The 23008-nt window shown below is 66.8% G+C and carries 21 protein-coding genes; 5 read left to right on the forward strand and 16 right to left on the reverse strand.

Annotated features, from left to right (window positions below; all coding sequences use genetic code 11):
• Positions 1-4 precede the first annotated feature (4 nt).
• Both GVL12_RS00330 and GVL12_RS00335 read right to left on the reverse strand, forming a co-directional pair.
• Entirely contained in the window at positions 5-1267 is a 1263-nt protein-coding gene (locus GVL12_RS00330; protein WP_159910651.1) for a hydantoinase/carbamoylase family amidase, read from the reverse strand.
• Complete coding sequence (locus tag GVL12_RS00335) at positions 1264-1935, reverse strand: orotate phosphoribosyltransferase (RefSeq protein WP_159910652.1); 672 nt, start codon at positions 1933-1935, stop codon at positions 1264-1266. Before GVL12_RS00335 ends, GVL12_RS00330 begins: the two co-directional genes overlap by 4 nt.
• Positions 1936-2043: 108 nt before the next feature.
• On the opposite strand from GVL12_RS00335, the gene GVL12_RS00340 reads away from it, so the two are divergent.
• A complete protein-coding gene (locus GVL12_RS00340; RefSeq protein ID WP_159910653.1) occupies positions 2044-2973 on the forward strand; it encodes a LysR family transcriptional regulator in 930 nt (309 codons plus the stop codon).
• On the opposite strand, the gene GVL12_RS00345 is transcribed toward GVL12_RS00340, so the two are convergent.
• On the reverse strand, positions 2970-3551 hold the full coding sequence (locus GVL12_RS00345) for an HNH endonuclease (protein ID WP_159910654.1): 582 nt from the start codon (positions 3549-3551) through the stop codon (positions 2970-2972). The two genes, GVL12_RS00340 and GVL12_RS00345, sit on opposite strands and share 4 nt — an antisense overlap.
• A 79-nt stretch (positions 3552-3630) precedes the next feature.
• Entirely contained in the window at positions 3631-3798 is a 168-nt protein-coding gene (locus tag GVL12_RS26205) for a hypothetical protein (RefSeq protein ID WP_200843435.1), read from the reverse strand.
• Between GVL12_RS26205 and GVL12_RS00350 the strand changes: the two genes are divergently transcribed.
• The 4 genes from GVL12_RS00350 (at position 3718) to GVL12_RS00365 (ending at position 10185) form a co-directional block, all read left to right on the forward strand.
• Positions 3718-4767 carry a bifunctional riboflavin kinase/FAD synthetase gene (locus GVL12_RS00350; RefSeq protein ID WP_159910655.1) on the forward strand — a complete coding sequence of 350 codons (1050 nt, stop codon included), beginning with the start codon at positions 3718-3720 and terminating at the stop codon, positions 4765-4767. The genes GVL12_RS26205 and GVL12_RS00350 overlap by 81 nt on opposite strands.
• A 108-nt stretch (positions 4768-4875) precedes the next feature.
• Positions 4876-7725, forward strand: a complete 2850-nt coding sequence (gene ileS / locus GVL12_RS00355) for an isoleucine--tRNA ligase (protein ID WP_159910656.1) — start codon at positions 4876-4878, stop codon at positions 7723-7725.
• Complete coding sequence (gene lspA, locus GVL12_RS00360) at positions 7725-8231, forward strand: signal peptidase II (protein WP_159910657.1); 507 nt, start codon at positions 7725-7727, stop codon at positions 8229-8231. Before ileS ends, lspA begins: the two co-directional genes overlap by 1 nt.
• Before the next feature lie 292 nt (positions 8232-8523).
• Entirely contained in the window at positions 8524-10185 is a 1662-nt protein-coding gene (locus tag GVL12_RS00365; protein WP_159910658.1) for a Na/Pi cotransporter family protein, read from the forward strand.
• A 72-nt stretch (positions 10186-10257) separates the two neighbouring features.
• On the opposite strand, the gene GVL12_RS00370 is transcribed toward GVL12_RS00365, so the two are convergent.
• The 12 genes from GVL12_RS00370 to GVL12_RS00425 all read right to left on the reverse strand — a co-directional run bounded on the left by GVL12_RS00370 (position 10258) and on the right by GVL12_RS00425 (position 22921).
• Entirely contained in the window at positions 10258-11085 is an 828-nt protein-coding gene (locus GVL12_RS00370) for an NUDIX domain-containing protein (RefSeq protein WP_159910659.1), read from the reverse strand.
• Complete coding sequence (locus GVL12_RS00375; RefSeq protein ID WP_159910660.1) at positions 11082-12062, reverse strand: quinone oxidoreductase; 981 nt, start codon at positions 12060-12062, stop codon at positions 11082-11084. The genes GVL12_RS00370 and GVL12_RS00375 overlap by 4 nt, the downstream gene beginning before the upstream one ends.
• Positions 12063-12247: 185 nt before the next feature.
• Positions 12248-13045, reverse strand: a complete 798-nt coding sequence (locus GVL12_RS00380; RefSeq protein ID WP_159910661.1) for an SDR family oxidoreductase — start codon at positions 13043-13045, stop codon at positions 12248-12250.
• A gap of 75 nt (positions 13046-13120) precedes the next feature.
• On the reverse strand, positions 13121-14425 hold the full coding sequence (locus GVL12_RS00385; RefSeq protein ID WP_159910662.1) for a DUF3422 family protein: 1305 nt from the start codon (positions 14423-14425) through the stop codon (positions 13121-13123).
• Between the two features lie 171 nt (positions 14426-14596).
• On the reverse strand, positions 14597-16108 hold the full coding sequence (locus GVL12_RS00390) for a tripartite tricarboxylate transporter permease (RefSeq protein WP_159910663.1): 1512 nt from the start codon (positions 16106-16108) through the stop codon (positions 14597-14599).
• 13 nt (positions 16109-16121) lie between these two features.
• Entirely contained in the window at positions 16122-16610 is a 489-nt protein-coding gene (locus GVL12_RS00395) for a tripartite tricarboxylate transporter TctB family protein (RefSeq protein WP_159910664.1), read from the reverse strand.
• A 207-nt stretch (positions 16611-16817) separates the two neighbouring features.
• Positions 16818-18614 carry a GspE/PulE family protein gene (locus GVL12_RS00400; RefSeq protein ID WP_159910665.1) on the reverse strand — a complete coding sequence of 599 codons (1797 nt, stop codon included), beginning with the start codon at positions 18612-18614 and terminating at the stop codon, positions 16818-16820.
• Between the two features lie 122 nt (positions 18615-18736).
• Complete coding sequence (locus tag GVL12_RS00405; protein WP_159910666.1) at positions 18737-19507, reverse strand: spermidine synthase; 771 nt, start codon at positions 19505-19507, stop codon at positions 18737-18739.
• Complete coding sequence (locus GVL12_RS00410) at positions 19504-20097, reverse strand: DNA-deoxyinosine glycosylase (RefSeq protein WP_159910667.1); 594 nt, start codon at positions 20095-20097, stop codon at positions 19504-19506. Before GVL12_RS00410 ends, GVL12_RS00405 begins: the two co-directional genes overlap by 4 nt.
• 50 nt (positions 20098-20147) lie before the next feature.
• Positions 20148-20969, reverse strand: a complete 822-nt coding sequence (locus tag GVL12_RS00415; protein ID WP_159910668.1) for a TatD family hydrolase — start codon at positions 20967-20969, stop codon at positions 20148-20150.
• Positions 20970-20985: 16 nt separating this feature from the next.
• Complete coding sequence (gene lolD / locus GVL12_RS00420; RefSeq protein WP_159910669.1) at positions 20986-21675, reverse strand: lipoprotein-releasing ABC transporter ATP-binding protein LolD; 690 nt, start codon at positions 21673-21675, stop codon at positions 20986-20988.
• Positions 21668-22921: a lipoprotein-releasing ABC transporter permease subunit gene (locus GVL12_RS00425; protein ID WP_159910670.1), complete on the reverse strand. Its 1254-nt coding sequence runs from the start codon at positions 22919-22921 to the stop codon at positions 21668-21670. Before GVL12_RS00425 ends, lolD begins: the two co-directional genes overlap by 8 nt.
• Positions 22922-23008: the final 87 nt, after the last annotated feature.

Genomic DNA, 23008 nt, shown 5'->3' on the forward strand with positions numbered 1-23008 from the left:
GTCTTCAGGCCCTGGCAGTCATCGCCCGCGTCAGCAGATCGACGCCCAGCAGGAAGTCGTCTATGTCCATGGCTTCGTGCGGATTGTGCGAGCCGTTCTCGTTGCGGATGAACACCATGCCCGAAGGCACGCCCGCGTTGGCGAATACCGCCGCGTCATGCCCGGCGCCGCTGGCAATGCGTTCGAGCTTGTCGCCAGGCAAGGCCGCGGCCTCCATGCGATCGAGCCAGCCCGCGTCCATGATGGCCGGCTCGGTGAACAGGCGCTCGTCGAACTCGAAGCGCACATTGCGCGCGCGCTCTATGGCCGCGCATTCCTCGCGCATCAAGGTGTAGAAGCGCTCCAGCGTCTGCGTGTCCTGGCTGCGCACTTCGAAGCTGAAGGCGACCTCGCCCGGAATCACCGAGACCGCATGCGATTGCGCCGAGGTGGAGCAGATGCCGGTGGTCATCACCATGTCCATGCCCATCTGCAGCAGCACGCGCCAGTGCTCGTCCATGCGCGACAGCAGCTCGGCCACGGCGAGCAAGGCGTCCTTGCGCAGCCAGCGCGGCACGGCGCCCGAGTGGCCGGACTCGCCTATGCAGCGGATCAGGTTGTGGCGCACGTTGCCGCGTATGCCCGTGACCAGCGCCACCGGCCAGCCGCGGTTGACCATGACCGGACCCTGCTCGATATGCAGCTCCAGGTAGGCCGCAATGCGCGCGGTGTCGATCAGCGATTCGCCGCGCGCGATGGCATCGACGTCCGCGCCGCAGCGCGCCATGGCTTCGCTCAAGGTATCCACGCCGTCGCGCCGCGGGCGCGCCAGCGTGGCCGCGGGCAGCTTGCCCAGCAGCGACAGCGAGCCCAGATAGGCCTTGCCATACCAGGCACTTTCCTCGCCACGCAGCGCGAGCACGCGCACCGGCGGCGCGTCCTCATGGCGCCCGCGCAGGCCGACCAGGATCAGCATGCCGGCCACGATGCCGGCCAGGCCGTCGAAATTGCCGCCTTGCGGCACGGAGTCGGCGTGCGAGCCTATCACCAGGAAAGGCGCGTCGCGCTGGTCCTCGGGCAGGCTCAGCCACAGGTTGCCGGCGCGGTCGCTTTCGCAGCGCAGATCGAGTTCCTGCGCCTTGTCGGCAAGAATGCGCAGCGCGGTGTTCTCGCCCTTGCCATAGCTTTCGCGTGTCACGCCCAGGCCCTCACGGGTCGCTTCGCGGATTTCGGCCAGCAGCGATTCGGCCAGCGTGCGCGGTTCGGTCACGGTAGTGCAGGCCATCATGCGCCGGTCCCCCCGTTGCGCAGGGACCAGGCCACGGGCGAGGCAGAGAAGTCGGCCAGCGTCGCCTGTTGCGCGCTGCTCAGCTGTCCGCTGGCCAGCAGGGCTTCATGCAGGTGCTTCCAGGTGGCCAGCGCGTGCAGCGACAGGCCATGCTCGGCCAGCGTGCTGGCTTCCTGGGCGTAAAGCGCGTAGTCCAGCAGCACCAGCACATCTTCCACCACCGGGCCCGCGCGGCGCAGCGCCGCCACGGTGCCGGCCTTGGAGCGGCCGTCGGTGGTCACATCGTCGACCAGCAGCACTTTCGCGTCGGCCGGCAGACGCCCTTCGAGCTGGGCCGTGATGTCCCAGCCCACGGGGCGCTTGCGCAGATAGAGCATGGGCAGCTCCAGCCGCTCGGCCAGCCATGCCGCAAAGGCAATGCCCGAGCTTTCCGTGCCCACGATGGCATTGATGCCGCGCGCGGCGATCACCGGCTGCACGCAGCGCGCCGCGAGGTCCATGATTTCGGCCCGCAGCGCGACATCCGACATCAGGACTTGCGCATCCACATAGACCGGACTCGCCCAGCCCGAGGTGTAGAAGAACGGCTGGTGCGCGGCAATGCGCACGGCACCCAGGCCCACCAGGGCCTGGGCAACGCGGGGTGCGTCGGAATCGGAAAGAAGCATGGGCGTGTCCGTGGGCAAAACGCAGATGTTAAGAACCCGGGCGTCCGACCAGAAGTGGCTAAAATTCCTCGAGCCGTTCCAATCCACGATGGCTCATGCCGCCCGCCCATGTCCGAATTCACTTCCTCGCGCAGCTTTTTGCGCCAGATCGACCTTGCCTCGCTGGATCTGTTCGTGCTGATCTGCGAGGGGGGCAGCATCGCGCGCGCCGCCGAGCACGGCGGCATGGTCGCGTCGGCCGTGAGCAAGCGCATCGCCGAGCTCGAGTCGCTGGCGCGCACGCCCTTGCTGCTGCGCCACGCGCGCGGTGTGCGCCCCACGCCCGCCGGGGACTTGCTGCTCGAACATGCGCGCACCATCCTGCTGGGCGTGGAGCACCTGCGCGACGACCTGATCGAATATGCGCGCGGCGTGCGCGGGCTGGTGCGGCTGAGCGCCAACGCGTCTGCCGTGGAGCAGTTCCTGCCCGAGCACATTGCAGCATTTGCCAAGCACCATCCCGACATCCGCATCGACCTGCGCCAGGCCACCAGCCGCAGCGTGGCGCGTGCGGTGCGCGACCATATTGCCGACCTGGGCGTGTGCAGCCCCTGCGATGAAGCCGAGGGGCTCGAGTCCATGCCCTACCGGCGCGAACGCATGGTGCTGATCATGCCGGGTGGCCATGCACTGGCGCGCCACGCGCAGCTCGCCTACGAAGAGGCGCTGGACTATGCGCAGGTCGGGCTGCGCGACAGCTCCATCGTGCAGGAAATGCTCGACCGCGAGGCGCGCGCGGGCCGGCGCATGCTGCGCCAGCGCATCGAGGTCGACAGCCTGAGCGCGATGTGCCGGATGATCGAATGCGGGCTGGGCGTGGGCGTGATGCCCGAGGGGGCGTACCAAAGACTGGGCGAGGCGCGCGAGCTGCACGCCGTGCCGCTGACCGATGCCTGGGCCGAGCGCAGCCTCAACCTGTATGCAACGCGCTTTGCCGACCTGCCCGCGCCCGCGCGGCACTTTGCGGCGGCGCTGGTTCCCCCAGACAAAGACGCTTAAACCACCGCCTCCACTTCATGCCCCAGCAGCATGCGCGAAGACTTGGGCAGATGCGCGGTCAGAAACTCCATCTGGTCGGCAAGGATGCGGCGGTTGCGCAGGATGAAGTCTTCCCAGAGGCTGGGCACATAAGGGGCGTACAGCAGCGGCATGCGCGCCTGCTCGGGTGTGCGTGCGCCCTTGCGGTGGTTGCAGGGGCGGCAGGCCGTGACCACGTTCATCCAGTGGTCCTGGCCGCGCGCGGCCTGGGGCAGGATATGTTCGCGCGTCAGTTCGCTGTCGGCGTAGCGCTGGCCGCAGTAGGCGCAGATGCAGCGGTCGCGCGCAAACAGCTTGCTGTTGGTGAGACCGGGCTTGAGCGCATGCGGGTTGATCGCGGGCATGCCGCGCGTACCTATGATGCTGTTGACCAGGATCTGCGACTGCAGTCCGGTGCGCGCGTTGTGGCCGCCGCGGAAACAGGCAATCGCGCCGCCCGACTCCCAGCGCACGGCATCGGCGGCGTAGTACAGCACCGCCTGCTCGAGCGTGATCCAGGACTGCGGCAGTCCCTGCGCGGACAATTTCAGCACCTTCACAACCCGCCTCCTTTGCAACCCACATCGCCAAGGAACATGGTCCCGACCGGAACAACCCGCCGGACAGGACCAACCTGTCTCAGGCAATATACTCGCTTTCCAGCAAGAACCAGCAGGCTGCGCTGGATGGACATGCGCGCATCGCTATCAAAAACAAAGCATATTGATGAAGATTTTCCGCGGCTTTCAGCACTCGGGGCGTGAGCCAGCCTGTGCCTTGACGATTGGCAATTTCGACGGTGTCCACCGGGGTCACCAGGCCATGCTGTCCCTGCTCGCGGGCGAAGCCCGGCAGCGGGGCGTCGCCACCTGCGTGCTCACGTTCGAGCCGCATCCGCGCGACTATTTCGCCAAGGCGCTGAACCAGCCCGGGCTCGCGCCGGCGCGCATCTGCACGCTGCGCGACAAGCTCGAAGCGCTCGAGCGCTGCGGTGTCGACCAGGTCGTCGTGTTGCCGTTCAACCAGCAGCTGGCCAGCCAGTCGCCCCAGGCCTTCATCGACGAGGTGCTGCTCGAGGGCCTGGGCGCGCGCTATGTGCTGGTCGGCGACGATTTCTGCTTTGGCGCCAAGCGCGCCGGCGACTACGCCATGCTCGACGCCGCGGGCCAGCGCAGCGGCTTCGATGTGGCGCGCATGAACAGCTACGAAGTCCACGGCCTGCGCGTGTCGAGCTCGGCGGTGCGCGAAGCCCTGGCCGCGGGCCGCATGGACGAGGCCGCACGGCTGCTGGGCCACCCCTACACCATCTCCGGCCATGTGCTCCATGGCCGCAAGCTCGGCCGCCAGCTCGCCGAGTCAAGCGCGGGCGCGCACGACGGCTTTCGCACGCTGAACCTGCGCTTTGCGCACTGGAAGCCTGCGGCCGGCGGCATTTTCGCGGTGCATGTGCACGGCCTGTCCGATGCGCCGCTGCAGGGCGTGGCCAACCTGGGCGTGCGGCCCTCGCTGGACCCGAATGACGTCAACGGCGGGCGCGTGCTGCTGGAAACCCACTGCCTCGATTGGCCCGCCCACCTCGGGGCTGAAGGGGCATACGGTAAAATCATCCGCGTGGAACTTCTGCACAAACTGCATGACGAGCTGAAGTACGACAGTCTGCAAGCCCTGACCGAGGGCATCGCCAAGGACTGCGACGATGCGCGCGCGTTGTTTTCTGCGCTGCCTGCGCCCAGCTATACCGAAACCCGTCGCCAGACGACCCGCGATCGAATTTGACGCGCGCCCTGCGCTTCGCTGGCCCGGGCATGACGCCCGCGCCCACTCCCGCCCCGCTTTCCATGCCCGGGCCACTTCCCCGGGCAACGCTTCGCTTTGAAGGTTTCCATGTCCGATCAAGCCAAAAATTCTCCCGCCGCTGCCAGCTATCGCAGCACCCTGAACATGCCCGACACCCCGTTTCCCATGCGCGGCGACCTGCCCAAGCGCGAAGCGGGCTGGGCACAGGAATGGGACGACAAGGGCATCTACAAGAAGCTGCGCGACGCCCGCTGCGGCGCGCCCAAGTTCATCCTGCACGACGGCCCGCCGTACGCCAACGGCCAGATCCACATCGGCCATGCGGTCAACAAGGTGCTCAAGGACATGATCGTCAAGAGCCGCCAGCTCGAAGGCTTTGACGCGCTCTACGTGCCGGGCTGGGACTGCCACGGCCTGCCGATCGAGAACGCGATCGAGAAGCTGCACGGCCGCAACCTGCCGCGCGACGAGATGCAGGCCAAGAGCCGGGCCTTCGCGACCGCGCAGATTGCCCAGCAGATGGCCGACTTCAAGCGCCTGGGCGTGCTCGGCGACTGGGACAACCCGTACAAGACCATGAACTACGCCAACGAGGCCGCGGAACTGCGCGCCCTGAAGCGCGTCATGGAGCGCGGCTATGTCTACCGCGGCCTCAAGCCCGTGTACTGGTGCTTCGACTGCGGCTCGTCGCTGGCCGAGTTCGAGATCGAATATGCCGACAAGAAGAGCCAGACGCTGGACGTGATGTTCCCCACGGCCGAGCCCGAAAAGCTGGCCGCGGCATTTGGCCTGCCCGCGCTCACCAAGCCGGCCGCCATCGTCATCTGGACCACGACCGCCTGGACCATCCCCGCGAACCAGGCGCTCAACGTCAACCCGGCGCTCGAGTACAGCCTGGTCGACACCGAGCGCGGCCTGCTGATCGTCGCCAGCGCGCTGGTGGGCAAGTGCCTGGAACGCTGGGCCCTGACGGGCAGCGTCGTCGCCACGGCGCTGGGCGAAAAGCTGGACCACCTGAACTTCCGCCACCCGCTGGCCGAAGTCGACGCCGGCTTCGACCGCCTGTCGCCGGTGTATCTGGCCGACTACGCGACGGCCGACGACGGCACGGGTATCGTGCATTCGTCGCCCGCCTATGGCGTGGATGACTTCAACTCCTGCGTCGCCAACGGCCTGGAGTACGACAACATCCTCAACCCCGTGCAGGGCAACGGCGTCTACGCGCCCGAGCTGGCGCTGTTCGCCGGCCAGCATATCTGGAAGGCCGCGCCGGTCATCATCGAGACGCTGCGCGAAGCCGGCCGCCTGCTCGACAGCCAGACCATCAGCCACAGCTACCCGCATTGCTGGCGCCACAAGACGCCGGTGATCTACCGCGCCGCGGCCCAGTGGTTCGTGCGCATGGACGAGGGCGAAGGCGTGTTCACCAAGGACAAGGCACCGGGCACGCTGCGCGAGACCGCGCTGGCGGCGATCGAGCAGACGCAGTTCTACCCCGAGAACGGCAAGGAACGCCTGCGCGCGATGATCGCCGGGCGCCCCGACTGGTGCATCTCGCGCCAGCGCAGCTGGGGCGTGCCCCTGCCCTTCTTCCTGCATGTGGACTCGGGTGAACTGCACCCGCGCACCATGGAAATCATCGACCAGGCCGCGGCCATGATCGAGCAAGGCGGCATCGAGGCCTGGAGCCGCGTGAGCGCCGAAGACATCCTCGGCGCCGAGGAAGCCGCCCAGTACACCAAGAGCACCGACATCCTCGAAGTCTGGTTCGACTCGGGCTCGACGTTCTGGCATGTGATGCGCGGCACCCACCCCGACATGCACCACGACAGCGGCCCCGAAGCCGACCTGTACCTCGAAGGCCATGACCAGCACCGCGGCTGGTTCCACTCGTCGCTGCTGCTGGCCTCGGCCATCTACGGCCGTGCGCCCTACCGCGGCCTGCTGACCCACGGCTTCACCGTCGACGGCCAGGGCAAGAAGATGAGCAAGTCGGTGGGCAACACGGTCGCGCCCCAGGACGTGTCGAGCAAGCTGGGCGCGGAAATCATCCGCCTGTGGGTGGCTTCTACCGACTACTCGGGCGACCTGGCGATCGACGACAAGATCCTGGCGCGCGTGGTCGATGCCTACCGCCGCATCCGCAACACGCTGCGCTTCCTGCTGGCCAACGTCAGCGACTTCGACCCCGCCAACGACAGCGTGCCTTTCGCGCAGATGCTCGAGATCGACCGCTACGCCCTGGCGCGCGCACACCAGCTGCAGACCGAGATCATCGGCCACTACCAGGCCTACGAGTTCCACCCGGCGGTCGCCAAGCTGCAGCTGTACTGCTCCGAAGACCTGGGCGGCTTCTACCTCGACGTGCTCAAGGACCGCCTGTACACCAGCGCGCCCAAGAGCCTGGCGCGGCGTTCGGCGCAGACCGCGCTGTGGCAGATCACGCATGCCATGCTGCGCTGGATGGCGCCGTTCCTGTCGTTCACGGCCGAGGAAGCCTGGAAGATCTTTGGCGACAGCGAAACCATTTTCCTCGAGAAGTTCAGCGACCTGCCCGCGGGCGACGCCGCGCTGCTGGCCAAGTGGGCGCGCATCCGCGAGATCCGCGACCTGGTCAACAAGGACATCGAAGCCGTGCGCACCACGGGCCAGGTCGGCTCGTCGCTGCAGGCCGAAGTCACGCTGGCTGCCGAGCCCGAAGACCTGGCGCTGCTGCAAAGCCTGGGCGACGACCTGAAGTTCGTGTTGATCACGTCGGCGGCGCAGGCCGTGACGGGCGCTTCGCTGCAGTCGAGCGTCGCGCCCAGCGCGCACCAGAAGTGCGAGCGCTGCTGGCACTACCGCGAAGACGTGGGCGTCAACCCCGCCCATCCGACGCTGTGCGGCCGCTGCGACAGCAATCTGCATGGCGCCGGCGAAAGCCGTACGGTCGCCTGATGGTCACGACCTTCTCCACCCGTTCGCGCCCGGCCCTCTGGCCGTGGCTGCTGTGGGCGCTGCTGCTGATCGTCGTCGACCAGCTCACCAAGCAGTGGATACTGCAGTACTACCAGCTCGGCGACTTCACGCCGATCACGGGCTTCTTCAACATCGTGCGCGCGCACAATACCGGCGCGGCCTTCTCCTTCCTGGCCGACGCCGGCGGCTGGCAGCGCTGGCTGTTCACCGCCATCGGCGTGGTCGCGACGGTGGTCATCGTCTGGCAGCTGCACGCCCACCGCGGCCAGCGCCTGCTGGGCCTGGCGCTGGCAAGCATCCTGGGCGGCGCAATCGGCAACGTGGTCGACCGCCTGCAGCACGGCTATGTGGTCGACTTTCTCGACTTCTACTGGGGAACTTCGCACTTCCCGGCGTTCAATGTGGCCGACATGGCGATCAGCATTGGCGCGGTGCTGCTGATCCTGGATGAGCTGCGCAGGATGAGAAAAAAGAGCAACGCCTGAATTGGGAGCTGGCCTGCCCCATGCCTATGGGACAGGCGGTTCATCCTTCTATCCGTCTATCCTTCAACAGGCTCGGGACGCAGTACGAACGGTTAAAAAACCCTCGCTACCGTTCGTCCTGAGCCCGTCAAAGGGCATTTCAGTGCGGGTTTTCCCGGTACCCAGCGCAAGCAGGCACCGCTCCAACCTGGTGCCACGTAGGCCAAACGCGCATAAACGCACACAAACGCGCCATTTCAACCATATTTGTGGCATAGGCACAACAATCGCGCTATAGTGACCGGTTCTGCCCATGAAACACTTACTCAACCTACTGGCCGCCGTCGCACTGCTCGTGTGGGGCACCCACATGGTTCGAACCGGGGTCTTGCGCGTCTTCGGTGCGAACCTGCGCAACCTGCTTGCCCGCAGCATGGGCAACCGCTTTTCCGCGGTGCTCTCGGGGATAGGCGTGACCGCGCTCGTGCAGTCAAGCACGGCCACCTCGCTGATGACTTCGTCCTTCGTGGGCCAGGGCCTGATCACGCTGCCCGCCGCGCTGGCCGTGATGCGCGGCGCCGATGTCGGCACGGCGATGATGTCGGTGCTGTTTGCGACCGACCTGTCGTGGCTCTCACCGCTGTTGATTTTCGTCGGCGTGGTGCTGTTCATCACGCGCCAGGACAGCACGCCCGGACGCATAGGCCGGGTGCTGATCGGCCTGGGCGTGATGCTGCTGGCACTGCGCCTGGTCGTCGAAGCCACCGAGCCGCTGGTTGAATCCAACGTCATCCGCACGCTGCTCGGCTCCATGAGCAGCGATATCTTCCTCGAACTGCTGATGGGCGCGGTGCTCGCGGTCATGGCCTATTCCAGCCTGGCCATCGTGCTGTTGATTGCTGCCATGGCCAGCTCCGGCGCGGTGCCGCTCGAAGTGGCCCTGGGCCTGGCGCTGGGAGCGAACCTGGGCAGCGGTCTGGTGGCCGTGCTGACCACGGCCAAGTCCAGCGTCGAAGTGCGCCAGGTGACCATAGGCAACATGCTGTTCAAGATCATGGGGGTCGCGCTGGCGCTGCCCGCCATCGGGCTGTGGATGCAGCATGTGCGGCCCATCATCGGCGACGGCGCGCGCAACGTGGTGCTGTTCCACCTCGCGTTCAACATCTTCAACACGCTGTTCTTCATAGGCATGACCAACATGGTCGCCAAATGGGTGATCGCGTTGCTGCCCAAGCCCGCACCGGACTCGGGCAATCCGCTGCGTCCGCGCCACCTCGACGCTTCGGCGCTGGCCACGCCGTCGCTGGCCATTTCCTGCGCCGCACGCGAAGCGCTGCACCAGGCCGATATCGTCGAAGCCATGCTGATCGGCATGCACAAGGTCGTGGTCAACGACGACCTCAAGCTTTCGGCGGAGTTGCGCCATCTCGACGACACGGTCGACGAACTGTACTCGGCGATCAAGTACTACATGACCAAGATCTCGCGCGCCGAACTCGACGAGAAGGAAGGCCAGCGCTGGACCGAAGTCATCAGCTTCACCATCAACATGGAGCAGATCGGTGACCTGATCGAGCGCGTGCTGCAGGACATTGAAAGCAAGAAGATCAAGAAGGGCCGGCAGTTCTCGGCAGCCGGCATGCAGGAAATCAACGACCTGCACGCGCGTCTGCTCGACAACCTGCGGCTGGCGATGAGCGTATTCCTCACCGGCAATGTGCGCGACGCGCACAAGCTGCTCGAGGAAAAGGCACGTTTTCGCGATCTGGAGCTGGCCTACTCGGCCTCGCACCTCGCGCGGCTGTCGGACAACACCATGCCCAGCATCGAGACCAGCTCGCTGCACATCGACCTGATCAGCGAACTCAAGCGCATCAATTCGCTGCTGTGCTCGGTGGCCTACCCCATTCTGGAAACGGCCGGCGCACTGGCGCCCAGCCGGTTGCGCGAAACGCCGCTACCGCAGCAAGACTGAATTGCTGCGCCGCCGGGGCGCAGCCACATCCTTCGACCAGGGCCTGTCGAAGGATGAACGGGCCGCGCCCGCCTACCAGCCCCAATAACCCGCCCACACCAGCGCCGCCTCGGGCGTGAATTTTTCCTCGCTGGCCCAGGCCTGGACCTGTTCGGTCGGCAGCAGCGCAAAGCCCTGGACTTCTCCGTCCTGGTTGTCGGGCGCCACGCCGTCGGGCACGGCCGCCACATACCAGTGGATGCGCTCGTGGATATAGCCGCAGCCATCGCCTTCGTCGCTGGGCTGGACCAGGTCGAAGAAGCCGCCGTAGCGCAAACCCTGCAGCGCCGCCAGGCGCAGGCCGGCCTCTTCCCAGGTCTCGCGCGCGAGCGCGGTGTCGAGGCTGTCATCCGCGGACACCATGCCGCCCATCAGCGTGTCCCAGCGGTTGGGGAACATCGCCTTGTCGGCCGCGCGCTGCTGCACCCAGAGCCGGCCATCGGGCGCGACGCCGACCAGGTGCACGGCCTGGGTGGCAATGCCCAGCACGCGCACCGCACCGCGCTCCACGGTCGCGATGCGCTCGCCTTCGGGGTTGCGCACGGCGAGCTGCTCGTCGCGCCACGGGCCGCAGCGGCCATCGGCGCGCAGCACCTGGGCCAGCCGGTTCAGCAGCGCCAGCGTGGCGCCATCGCCAGCCTCGGCCTGCAGCCACCAGCTGGTTTCACCCGCGGCGCTGCGCGCCGCGATGTCGATGCCCATGGCCCGCAGATTGTCCAGCCCCAGATCGGGCAGCAAGCCGCGCTGCACCGACCCCACGACCTGGCCCGCGACATACAGCGCTTCACGCGGCTGCAGCGCCGGCGCGCAGGCAATGGCGCGGGTGCGCGCGACCCAGTCGGGAACCGGTACTGCGCTCATAAGGTCAGGATCGTCGAGCCCGTGGTCTTGCGCGCCTCGAGGTCGCGATGCGCCTGCTGGATATCGCGCAGCGCATAGCGCTGGGCAATGTGGATCTTGACGGCGCCGCTTTGCACCACGGCAAACAGGTCGTCGGCCATGGCCTGGCAGGATTCGCGCGTGGCGATGTGGCTGTAGACCGACTGGCGCGTAACGTACAGCGAGCGCGCCGCCAGCAGCGACGGCGCGAACGCCGGCACCGGCCCCGAGGCATTGCCGAAGCAGACCATCAGGCCGAAGGTGCGCAGGCATTGCAGCGAGCCTTCCCAGGTGTCCTTGCCCACCGAGTCATAGACGACTTTCACGCCTTCGCCGCCCGTGATCTCGCGCACGCGCGCGGCAAAATCTTCACTGCGGTAGTTGATGGCATGCGCGGCGCCATTGTCGAGCGCGAGCTGGCATTTCTCGTCGCTGCCGGCCGTCGCGATCAGGCGCAGGCCCAGGGCGCGTGCCCACTGGCAGGCAATCAGGCCGACACCGCCGGCGGCCGCATGGAACAGCACGAAGTCGCCCGCGACCAGGCCTTCGACCGGCTTGACCTTCTTGAGCAGGTACTGCACCGTCAGGCCCTTGAGCATCATCGCCGCGCCGGTCTCGAAACCGATGTCGTCCGGCAGGCGGCAGACGCGGTCGGCCGGCATGACCCGGACTTCGCAGTACGCGCCCGGCGGATTGCTGGTGTAGGCCGCGCGGTCGCCGACCTGCAGATGCTGCACGCCAGCGCCCACGGCCTCGATCACGCCCGCGGCCTCCATGCCCAGGTTCAAGGGCATGGGCAGCGGGTACAGGCCGCTGCGCTGGTAGACATCGATGAAGTTGAGCCCCACCGCCTTGTGGCGTATGCGCACTTCACCCGCGCCCGGTTCGCCTACCGCGACCTGGACCAGCTGCAACTGTTCGGGACCGCCGGGTGCGGCGATTTGCACTGCCATGTTCATAGCCATCGTCTCCTCGAAGCTCACGATAAAGAACAGCCCGGTACGCTGACCGGGCAGATACCTAAGCGGCCAACACAACCCAGCAAATCGAAGATTTGCGGTTGAGGCTAGGCGCGGTGCCGCAGACAGTGCGAATAGCACGGCAAGGCACAGCAACGACGCCTCAAGGGTTGTGTTGGTCGCTCTTAAAAGCTGCCTGGGTACAGACCGCCGTCGGGCAGGATATTCTGGCCCGTCATATAGCCCGCATGCTGGCTGCACAGGAAGGCGCAGATCGCACCGAACTCCTGCGCATTGCCGAAGCGCCTGGCGGGAATCTGCTTCATGCTGGCTTCGCTGATCTCATCGATGCTCTTGCCGGTCTTGCTGGCCGCGGCCTGCATGGTGCCTTGCAGGCGGTCGGTCGCGAACTTGCCAGGCAGCAGGTTGTTGATGGTCACGCCCTTGCCCGCAATGGAGCTGCGCGCCGCGCCCGCGACAAAGCCGGTCAGGCCGCTGCGCGCGCCGTTCGACAGGCCCAGGATGTCGATAGGCGCCTTCACGGCGCTCGAGGTGATGTTCACGATGCGACCGAAACCGCGTGCGGCCATGCCGTCCACGGTGGCCTTGATCAGCTCGATGGGCGTGAGCATGTTGGCGTCCACGGCCTTGATCCATGCGTCGCGGTCCCAGTCACGGAAGTCGCCGGGCGGCGGGCCGCCGGCATTGGTCACGACGATGTCGAAGTCCACGCCCGGGCCACCGGCGGCCGACAGCACCGCAGCGCGGCCTTCGGGCGTGGTGATGTCGGCGGCGGCGGCAATCACCTTGCCCGCGCCCGGCAGCGCCGCCAGGCGCGCGGCGGCATCGGCCAGCGCCTCCGGATTGCGCGCGTTGATCACCAGGTTCACACCTTCACCGGCCAGCGCCTGCGCGCAGCCATAGCCCAGACCCTTGCTCGCGCCGCACACCAGCGCCCACTTGCCTGCAATACCCAAATCCATGGAAAACCTCCGTTGCCGTTGAAAAATCGCGCGCCCTCTGAGCGCGCCTGCCATTGAATATAGCCGCGACCGCGTTCAGCCGCGGCCGTGGAAAAGCTTGTGGTGCAGCCGTCGCAGCGACCACCAGACGCCCAGCGCGACCACGGGAATCGCCACCGCCGCCGTCGACTCGGGCGACCAGGGCCAGCCTATCTTCTGCGCGCCCTTGGCGAGGTAGCTGACCAGGCCCACGATGTAATAGGTGATGGCCGCGACCGACAGGCCTTCCACGGTGGACTGCAGCTTGAGTTGCATGCCCTGGCGGTGGTTCATCGTGCCCAGCAGCGCCTGGCTGCTTTGCTGCTGCTCGATCTCCACGCGCGTGCGCAGCAGGTGACTCACGCGCGAAACACGCTCGGACAGCGCATTCTGCCGGCGCGTGGCCCACTCGCAGGTGCTGCGCGCGGGCGACAGCCGACGGTCCATGAACTGCTGGATGGTCTGCATGCCCGGCAGGCGCGATTCGCTGATGTCCTGGATGCGCCGGTCGACCAGCTCGAAGTACGCCATGCTGGCCGAGAAGCGCGAGTGCGTGGCCGCGTATTCGCTTTCCACCTGGCCCGCGAGGCGCGTGAGCCGGTCGAGCAGCAGCGGCTCGCTGTCGCGGTCGGCCAGGCGAATTGCCTGGGCCAGCTCGGCCAGGTCACGCTCCGCGGTGGCCAGCACTTCGGCCGCGCGGCGCGCGGCCGGCAGGCCCAGCAGCGCGGCCATGCGGTAGGTCTCGATCTCCAGCAGGCGCTGGACCAGCCGTCCCAGGCGCTGCGGCGACATCTGCTCGCCGGCGAACACCAGCATGCGCGAGCAGCCGTCGGCATGGATGGAAAAGTCGGTGAACAGCTGCGCCATCGCATCGGCCACCGCCGACGCCACGACGTTCTCCTCGTGCAGCATGTGGCGCACCAGGCGCTGGCGCTCGCTCTCCGAGGCCGCCAGCGCCCAGAGGTGCAGGCTGCTCAGGCACTGGCCTGGCAGGGCCGCGAGCCACTCGCGCGGCACTTCGGCCAGCGCGGTGCGCGGCGCGCGCGCGTCCAGCCCGGTGGCCGGGTCCAGCGCCACGGTGAAAGTCCAGGAGACGAATTCAGTGTGCAGTTCCCAGCGCAGGCGAAAGGCGCCGAGGTCGCAGCGCAGATGGGTGGTGCTGTCGTCGGGCGGCGACTGGTGGTGGTCGCGCAGCAGGCGCGCCACATGGCTGCGGCTGGCTTCGCGCTGCGCGGCGTCGGCCCACATCACGATCTGGGTGATGGCCAGCGGCGCGGCCATGACTTCGGCGGGACGCGCATGGATTTCATTGTGCAGCAGCACCCGCTGGGGGTGCTGTGCCGGGGGAGTCGGAGCAAGCATGCAAACCTCGTTGACGAGTCGCCTATTGTGGCCTGTCCCGCGCGCCTGCCTCGGGCCAGGCCTGCATTCTCCGGCGCTGGCAAGGGCCCCGGCGGTCTGGGCAAGAAAAAATGGCACCCGAAGGTGCCATTTTTTCTTTGCATGCCCCAGCGCATGGGGCTTGCAGCTTCGTCAGTCTTCGACGAACGCTTCCTCGCGGCGGTTCTTCACCGCAGGCAGCAGCACGATGATCAGCAGCAGCACGGCAGCGATCAGGAAGCCGGCCGAGATGGGACGGGTCACGAACACGCTCCAGTCGCCACGCGACAGCAGCAGCGCACGGCGCAGGTTTTCTTCCATCATCGGGCCCAGGATGAAGCCCAGCAGCAGCGGCGCGGGTTCGGTGCCGAGCTTGTGGAACACATAGCCCACGAAACCGAAGATACCCACCATCCACACGTCGAACTCGCTGTTCTTCGTGCCGTACACACCGATCGCGCAGAACAGCACGATGGCGGGGAACAGCCAGCGGTAAGGCACCGTCAGCAGCTTGATCCAGATGCCGATCAGCGGCAGGTTCAAGATGATCAGCATCAGGTTGCCGAGCCACATCGAGGCGATCAGGCCCCAGAACAGTTCGGGGTTGCTGGTCATCACCTGGGGACCAGGCTGGATGTTGTGGATCGTCATCGCGCCCACCATCAGCGCCATCACGGCGTTCGGGGGGATGCCCAGCGTCAGCAGGGGAATGAACGAGGTCTGCGAACCGGCATTGTTGGCCGACTCAGGCGAGCACACGCCGCGGATGTTGCCTTGACCGAAAGGAACTTCGCCCGGACGGAGCTTGGTCTTCTTTTCGATGGTGTAGGCAGCAAAAGCCGACAGCATGGCGCCACCGCCAGGCAGAATGCCCAGTGCCGAACCCAGTGCCGTACCACGGATCATCGCGGGAATCATGTGCTTGAAGTCTTCTGCGGTAGGCATCAGACCCGTCACCTTGGCGGTGAACACTTCACGCTCGTCTTCGGGCTTGGACAGGTTGGCAATGATTTCGCCGTAGCCGAACACACCCATGGCGATCACGACGAAGTCGATGCCGTCGGTCAGTTCAGGGATGTCGAAGCTGTAGCGGGCAACGCCGGAGTTCACGTCGGTGCCCACCATGCCGAGCAGCAGGCCCAGCACGATCATGGCAATCGCCTTGAGCAGCGAACCCGAAGCCAGCACCACGGCGCCGATCAGGCCCAGGGTCATCAGCGAGAAGTATTCAGCAGGGCCGAACTTGAACGCGACTTCGGTCAGCGGCGGCGCGAACGCAGCCAGGATGACGGTACCCACGCAACCGGCGAAGAACGAACCGATACCGGCGGCTGCCAGCGCGGGACCCGCCCGGCCTTTGCGCGCCATCTGGTAACCGTCGATCACGGTCACCACCGACGAGGACTCGCCCGGCAGGTTCACCAGAATCGCCGTGGTCGAACCACCGTACTGTGCGCCGTAGTAAATACCGGCCAGCATGATCAGCGCCGCCACCGGAGGCAGGGCGTAGGTCGCGGGCAGCAACATGGCGATGGTCGCCACGGGGCCGATGCCCGGCAAGATGCCGATGAGGGTACCCAACAAACAGCCGATGAAGCAGTAAATCAGGTTTTGGAAGGTAAAGGCAACGCCGAAGCCGAGTGCCAGATTGTCAAGAAGTTCCACGAACGATGCTCCCTTAACCCGTGATGAAGCTAGGCCACACGGGGAACTGCAAATTCAGTGCCCAGACGAAAGCCGCATAGCTACCCACTGCCAGGCAGGTCGCCAGAATGGTGACTTCCTTGGTCTTGAAGGAGTAGCCACCCAGGCTGGCGATGAACACCAGGCCGTAGATTGCGACGATCAGGCCGAACTGGGGAATGCCCAGCGCAGGAACACCGACCAGCAGAACGCCGAACGCGAAGTTGGCAGCCAGGATGAAGAAGACTTGCTTCCAGGCCCACTTGCCGATCTTGTCGCCGTCAGCGGTTTCAACGATCAGGCCCTTGGCGCCGATGGCAATACCGAGAATGGACATCAACACGCCCAGAATCAGCGGGAAGTACCCGGGACCCATGCGCGCACCTGTACCAATGTTGTAGTCCACGGCGCCGATCGCAAAAGCGACACCGACGACCAAGAACATCAACCCGGAAAAAAAGTCTTTTTGACTCTTGATTTTCACAAAAATGTCTCCTAGACGGAAATCACGATGGAGCGATTGTGGGGCCTGAAAAGTTGTGTCCGAATGTGGATTCCACCTACAAAGGCCATTCAATGCGGCCTACTTTTGGCGGCATCAAATCGGGCTACAGCCCGCATGCAGCCTGGGTTTGCACGATTCCCCAGGATGCTGCACGCGCAGCCCCCAAGGGTTTGTACCGAGAAGCCTTCAACCCAGCATCGGCGTGCTGCCTATGACTTCGGGCAGCGTGGTCAGGCCTTCGGCCACGCGCAGCGCGCCCGCCAGGCGCAACGGGCGCATGCCGTCCGCCACCGCCTGGCGGCGCAGGCCGTCGATCGATGGGTTGGCATGAATCTGCTCCTTGAGCGCTTCGCTCACCGTGAGCAGCTCGTACAGGCCGGTGCGGCCCTTGAAACCCGTCATGCGGCAGTCGGTGCAGCCCACGGGCTGGTAAGGGCGGTAGCCGCCGTTGAGCTTCCAGGGCTTGACGGCCTCGGCGAGGTCGTCGCGCGAGGTCGATTCATCGGGCTGCTTGCACTGCGGGCACAGCGTGCGCACCAGCCGCTGGGCCAGCACGCCGAGCAGCGTCGCGTTGATCAGGTAGGACGGCACACCCAGCTCCATCAGGCGGCTCACGGCGCTGGGCGCATCGTTGGTGTGCAGCGTGGAAAACACCAGATGGCCGGTGAGCGCGGCCTGCACGGCCATCTCGGCCGTGGCCAGGTCGCGGATTTCGCCGACCATGATGATGTCCGGGTCCTGGCGCATCAGCGCGCGCAGGCCTTCGGTGAAGCCGAAATCGAGCTGCGGCTGGACCTGGGTCTGGTTGAAGCTCGGCTCTATCATTTCGATAGGGTCCTCGACCGTGCTGACGTTGACTTCCTCGGTCGCGATGCGCTTGAGCGTCGCGTACAGCGTGGTGGTCTTGCCCGAGCCCGTGGGGCCGGTCACGAGAATGATGCCGTGCGGGCTGCGCACCAGCGACTCCCAGCGCTGGGCATCGTGCGGCGCGAAGCCCAGGCCCGCGAGGTCCTTGACGGCGTTGTCCGGGTCGAAGATGCGCATCACCATCTTTTCGCCGAACGCCGTGGGCAGCGTAGACAGGCGCATTTCGACTTCGACGCCGCGCGGGTTGCGGGTCTTGATGCGGCCGTCCTGGGGGCGGCGCTTTTCGACCACGTCCATGCGGCCCAGCAGCTTGACGCGCGCCACCATGGCATTGAGCACGCCCATGGGCAGGTGGTAGACCGGGTGCAGCACGCCGTCGATGCGAAAGCGGATCACGCCCTGCTCGCGCCGCGGCTCGAGGTGGATGTCGCTGGCGCGCTGGTCGAACGCGTACTGCCACAGCCAGTCGACGACGCGCACCACGCCCTGGTCGTTGGCGTCGAGCTGCTTGTTGCCCTTGTCGAGTTCGACCAGTTGCTCGAAGCTCGCGGTGCTCGCCGCGCCGCCGCTTTTCTGCGCAGCGCGCACCGACTTGGCAAGCGCGAAGAATTCGGCCGTGAGGCGCTTGATGTCGAGCGGGTTGGCCATGACCCGGCGCACCTTGCGCCGCGCCTGGCGCTCGACTTCGGCGACCCAGTCGTCGATCAGCGGCTCCGACGTGGCAACCACCACTTCCTCGGGCGTGACCTGCACCGGCAACACCTTGTGGCGCTCGGCATAGCTCGCGCTCATGGTCTCGGCGACGCGGCCCGCGTCGACGCGCAGCGGATCGATGCGCAGGTACGGCAGGCCGCAGCGCTGGGCCACGTACTGCGTCAGCGCCTCGACGTCGAGCGCCGGCGCGCCATCGGCGCGCACCATCGCCACATGGGCCAGCCGCACCAGCGGGTGCAGGCTGCTTTCGGCCTGCGAGCAGCGCACGATGGTGCGCTCGGCCTCATGGGGCGTGATCACGCCGTCGGCCTGCAGCCAGCGCACGATGCTGCGCCACTGCAGCGGCCCGGATTCAGGCAGGACCGCGGGTGCGGGGGAAGAAGGCGAAGTGGCGGAGGACATGCAGCCACTGTAAACGCTGGCGCGGCCTCTTGGTAACCATGGCACTCGCACCACCCACAGCCTATGCAACTGGCGTGCTCCAGCTCAGGCGAGGAAGGGCCGCGCAGCGGCTCAGGGGCTGCTCAACGCTTGACGACGGGCTTGAAGCCGCGCGGCCACTTGGCGGCCGGCAGGTCCCAGCGCGACTGGATCATCTGCGCGCGCTCGTCGAGCACGGCGCGTGCCGGGCGCGAGGCGGTGCGCTGGGCCAGCACCACGGTATTGCCTTCGCGCGTGGGCTTGAAGGCCCACAGCGCGTCCTCGCCAAACGCCTCGGCCATCTTCGCCAGGCTTTTCTCGTAGCTCGACGAGCGACCGAACAGGTTCACGGTCATGCAGCCGTCTTCGGTCAGCAGCGCGCGGCAGTCGGCGTAGAACGCGGCGCTGTCGAGCACCGGCGCGGCCGCGTCGTGGTCGTAGAGATCGACGGCCAGCGCATCGACCTGGTCTTCCCAGCCGGGGCGGCGGATTTCCTCGGCCGCGTCGGCCAGCACCACCTGCAGGCGCGGGCCGTTGTGCGGCAGCTTGAACCAGCTGTGGCACACGGCGATCACCTGCGGGTTGAGTTCGATGGCCGTGGTCTGCATGCGCAGCTTCTTGTGGCAGAACTTGGTGATCGCGCCCGCGCCCAGGCCCAGCTGCACGGCATAGCGCTTGGTCACGCTGGCCGGGTCGACGAACAGCAGCCAGGCCATCATGCGCTGCACGTATTCGAGTTCGAGCGCGAACGGCTCCTTGAGCCGCATCGAGCCCTGGATCCAGGGCGTTCCCAGGTGCAGATGGCGCACTTCGCCATCGTCCGAAACACTGACTTCGGGCAGCTCTGCGCTGTCATTTTTCTTGCGGGTCGTCACGTTGTCACCAATCCAGCGGCGGCCAGGGCTTCATGCCAGGCCAGCCGTTTACGTTCAAAACTCCAGCCCGCGTTCGCAGGACTGGTCGAAGGCAGCTTGAGCGCCTGCAGCGGCGCGCGGCTCAGCGGCGCGGCGCCGGGCAGGTGCAGCGCGGCCAGCGCCGCGTCCGCATGGCGAAAGCTCTCGGCGCCGTTGTGCGCGAGCACGCGCAGCTGCGGGCAGTGCGCGCGCAACGCCGCGAAATCATTGACCTGCGGGCGGCGTATGGCCGCATCCAGGCTGCCCTGGCGCTCGCAGCTGTCATAGACATCCCACAGGCCCAGCCCGCGCTCGAGCAGCCAGGCGCAGCGCCCCGCATAGTCCTGCGGGCCGGGCTGGGGATGGCCGGGCCACAGCGCCTGCAACAGGCGCCAGAACTGGTTTTGCGGGTGGGCGTAGTACTGCTGCTGCGCGAGCGATGCCACGCCCGGGAAACTGCCCAGTACCAATAACTGCGTGCGCGGGCCCACCACGGGCGCAAGGCCCTGCAGGCGTGCAGGCGCCGACAGCGCTGTAGCGCAAGGGAAAAGCGATCGCGGCGGCACAGTCATGTGGCTGCATTCTGGCCCGAAACCAGTGCTGCGCGCTGGCCAGGCAGTATTCAGAGCAAGGCAGCCATGCCCGGCAGCGCCGCGCAGGCATTGGCTGTGGTCGCCTGGGCAAGCGCTTCGACGCCGATGCCGCGCAGCCCGGCCATGACTTCGGCAATGCGCGGCAGCTCGGCCGGGCTGTTGCGGCCCTGGGGCCGGCCCGCGGCGCGCTGTTCGGCCGTGGTGTAGACCCAGTGCGGCGGAATATCGGGCGCATCGGTCTCCAGCACCAGCGCCGACAGCGGCAGCCCGGCCGCGAGCCGGCGCAGCTTGTGGGCGCGCTCATAGGTCAGCGCACCGCCAAAGCCGAGTTTGAATCCCAGATCGATGAACATCTGCGCCTGCTGCGCGCTGCCGTTGAACGCATGGGCAATGCCGCCGCGCACCGGGGTGGCGCGCAGCTGCTGCAGCAACCGGTCGCTCGACTGGCGCACATGCAGGATCACCGGCAGATCGAAGCGGCGCGCCAGGGCGATCTGCGCGCGGTAGATCTGCAATTGCCGCTCGGTGTCGAGCCCGGGCACGAAGAAATCCAGGCCGATCTCGCCCACGGCCAGCAGCCGCGCGTCGCCGCGCTGCGCGGCAATCTCCTGGGCCAGCAGGTCCAGGTCGTCGCCACCCGCCTGGGGCGTGTACAGCGGGTGAATACCCAGCGCATAGCTGTCGCCCCCCGCATGGGCGAGTTCGCGCACGGTGGCCCAGTTGCCGCGCTCCACCGCGGGAAGCACGCAGTGGCCCACGCCCGCCGCACGCGCCGCGACGCGCACTTCGGAACGATCGGGATCGAACTCGGGCGCGTCGAGGTGGCAATGGGTGTCTATCCAGAAAGCCATTGCCGCCTGCCGTGGCTCAGCCCAGTTGCCCTTGAACGATGCGCACGACACGGTCGCACTTGGCGGCCAGCGATTCGTCGTGCGTGACCATCACGAACGCCGTGCCCTTGTCGCGCGCCAGGCCCAGCATCAGCGCGAACACCGCGTCGGCCGTGCTGCGGTCGAGGTTGCCCGTGGGTTCGTCGGCCAGCACGCAGGCCGGCTCGGTCACCAGCGCGCGCGCGATCGCCACGCGCTGGCGCTCGCCGCCCGACAGCTCGGACGGCCGGTGCTGCACACGGTCCTGCAGCCCCACGGCGGTGAGCATCTGGCGCGCGCGCTCGCGGCATTCGGCCACGGGCAGGCGGCGTATGCGCAGCGGCATGGCGACGTTGTCGAGCGCGCTGAATTCGGGCAGCAGATGGTGGAACTGGTAGATGAAGCCCAGGTGCTGGTTGCGCAGCTTGCCCTGCTCCTGCGGCGACAGGTCGTTGAGCGCCTGGCCCTTGAGCCAGACAGAGCCGTCGCTGGGCGCGTCCAGCCCGCCGAGCAGATGCAGCAAGGTGCTCTTGCCCGAGCCCGAGGCCCCGACCACGGCCAGGGTTTCGCCCGCAGCCACCGACAGATCGACGCTGCGCAGCACCTGCACATCAAGCCGGCCTTCGGTGAAACGCTTGCTCAGCGAACGCGCCTGCAGCACTACGGCCTGGGAATTATTCTTATTCATAGCGCAGTGCCTCCGCCGGGTTCACGCGGCTGGCACGCCAGCTGGGATAAATCGTCGCCACGAACGACAGGATCAGGGAAATCACGGCAATCGGCACGATGTCGGAGCTTTGCGGCTCGCTGGGCATCTTGCTGATCAGGTAGATGTCCTTGGGCAGGAAGCTCGCGTTGAACGCGTGCTCGATCGCCGGCACGATCACATCGATGTTCAGCGCGATGCCCAGGCCCAGCGCGAGTCCGCCAAGCGTGCCGATCACGCCGACCATCGCCCCCTGGACCATGAAGATCGCCATGATGCTTTGCGGGCTCGCGCCCAGCGTGCGCAGGATGGCGATGTCGGCGCGCTTGTCGGTCACGGTCATGACCAGCGTCGAGACCAGGTTGAAGGCCGCGACCGCGACGATCAGCGTCAGGATGATGAACATCATGCGTTTTTCCAGCTGCACGGCCGAGAACCAGGTCTTGTTCTGCTGCGTCCAGTCGCGGATCAGCAGATGGTCGGTCAGCGAGTCGGCCAGCTGGCGCGCGACGGCCGGCGCCTGGTGCAGGTCCTTGATCTTCAGCCGTATGCCGGTCGGGCCTTCGAGGCGAAACAGCCGCTGCGCGTCCTCGTGGTGCAGCATCACCAGCGCCGAGTCATATTCGTAGTGGCCTGAATCAAAGGTCCCGGCCACGGTCATCTGCTTGAGGCGCGGCACCACGCCGGCCGGCGTGACCTGGCCGCCGGGCACGATCAGCGTGACCGCGTCGCCGCTGCGCACGCCCAGCGAGCGCGCAAGCTCTATGCCCAGCACCACGCGGAACTCGCCGGGAACCAGTTGCGCCAGCGCCTGGGCGTTGGTTTCGGCCAGATCGGTGACTTCAGCCTCGCGCGCCGGATCGATGCCGCGCACCAGCGTGCCTTTCATGTCCTCGCCGCGCGCGATCAGCGCCTGGGAAAACACGAACGGCGCCGCGCCCACCACGTCCGGATTGCGCCTGGCTTCGGCCAGCGTGCGCTCCAGGCTGGGCAGCGCCGCGCCCTGAGGCGCGAAGATTTCGATGTGCGAGACGACGCTGAGCATGCGGTCGCGCACTTCCTTCTGGAAGCCGTTCATCACGCTGAGCACGATGATCAGCGCGGCGACGCCCAGCGCGATGCCCAGCATCGACACACCGGAGATGAAGGAGATGAAACCGTTGCGGCGCGTTGCGCGTCCCGCACGGGTGTAACGCCAGCCCAGGGCCAGCTCATAGGGTATTTGCATGGTGGTGGCATTGTGGCATTGCCGGTGCAAGTCCCTGGGATTGCGCAGGAGACCTCACCCCGCAGCAGAAACGGCCGCTGCCCGACA

The organism is Pantoea sp. 18069, assembly GCF_902706035.1.
GTDB lineage: Bacteria > Pseudomonadota > Gammaproteobacteria > Burkholderiales > Burkholderiaceae_C > Comamonas.

Coding starts and splice junctions, on each gene's coding strand:
- GVL12_RS00330 (WP_159910651.1), bottom strand. CDS start 1,267: ATGATGGCCTGCACTACCGTGACCGAACCGCGCACGCTGGCCGAATCG.
- GVL12_RS00335 (WP_159910652.1), bottom strand. CDS start 1,935: ATGCTTCTTTCCGATTCCGACGCACCCCGCGTTGCCCAGGCCCTGGTG.
- GVL12_RS00340 (WP_159910653.1), top strand. CDS start 2,044: ATGTCCGAATTCACTTCCTCGCGCAGCTTTTTGCGCCAGATCGACCTT.
- GVL12_RS00350 (WP_159910655.1), top strand. CDS start 3,718: ATGAAGATTTTCCGCGGCTTTCAGCACTCGGGGCGTGAGCCAGCCTGT.
- ileS (WP_159910656.1), top strand. CDS start 4,876: ATGTCCGATCAAGCCAAAAATTCTCCCGCCGCTGCCAGCTATCGCAGC.
- lspA (WP_159910657.1), top strand. CDS start 7,725: ATGGTCACGACCTTCTCCACCCGTTCGCGCCCGGCCCTCTGGCCGTGG.
- GVL12_RS00365 (WP_159910658.1), top strand. CDS start 8,524: ATGAAACACTTACTCAACCTACTGGCCGCCGTCGCACTGCTCGTGTGG.
- GVL12_RS00370 (WP_159910659.1), bottom strand. CDS start 11,085: ATGAGCGCAGTACCGGTTCCCGACTGGGTCGCGCGCACCCGCGCCATT.
- GVL12_RS00375 (WP_159910660.1), bottom strand. CDS start 12,062: ATGAACATGGCAGTGCAAATCGCCGCACCCGGCGGTCCCGAACAGTTG.
- GVL12_RS00380 (WP_159910661.1), bottom strand. CDS start 13,045: ATGGATTTGGGTATTGCAGGCAAGTGGGCGCTGGTGTGCGGCGCGAGC.
- GVL12_RS00385 (WP_159910662.1), bottom strand. CDS start 14,425: ATGCTTGCTCCGACTCCCCCGGCACAGCACCCCCAGCGGGTGCTGCTG.
- GVL12_RS00400 (WP_159910665.1), bottom strand. CDS start 18,614: ATGTCCTCCGCCACTTCGCCTTCTTCCCCCGCACCCGCGGTCCTGCCT.
- GVL12_RS00410 (WP_159910667.1), bottom strand. CDS start 20,097: ATGACTGTGCCGCCGCGATCGCTTTTCCCTTGCGCTACAGCGCTGTCG.
- GVL12_RS00415 (WP_159910668.1), bottom strand. CDS start 20,969: ATGGCTTTCTGGATAGACACCCATTGCCACCTCGACGCGCCCGAGTTC.
- lolD (WP_159910669.1), bottom strand. CDS start 21,675: ATGAATAAGAATAATTCCCAGGCCGTAGTGCTGCAGGCGCGTTCGCTG.
- GVL12_RS00425 (WP_159910670.1), bottom strand. CDS start 22,921: ATGCAAATACCCTATGAGCTGGCCCTGGGCTGGCGTTACACCCGTGCG.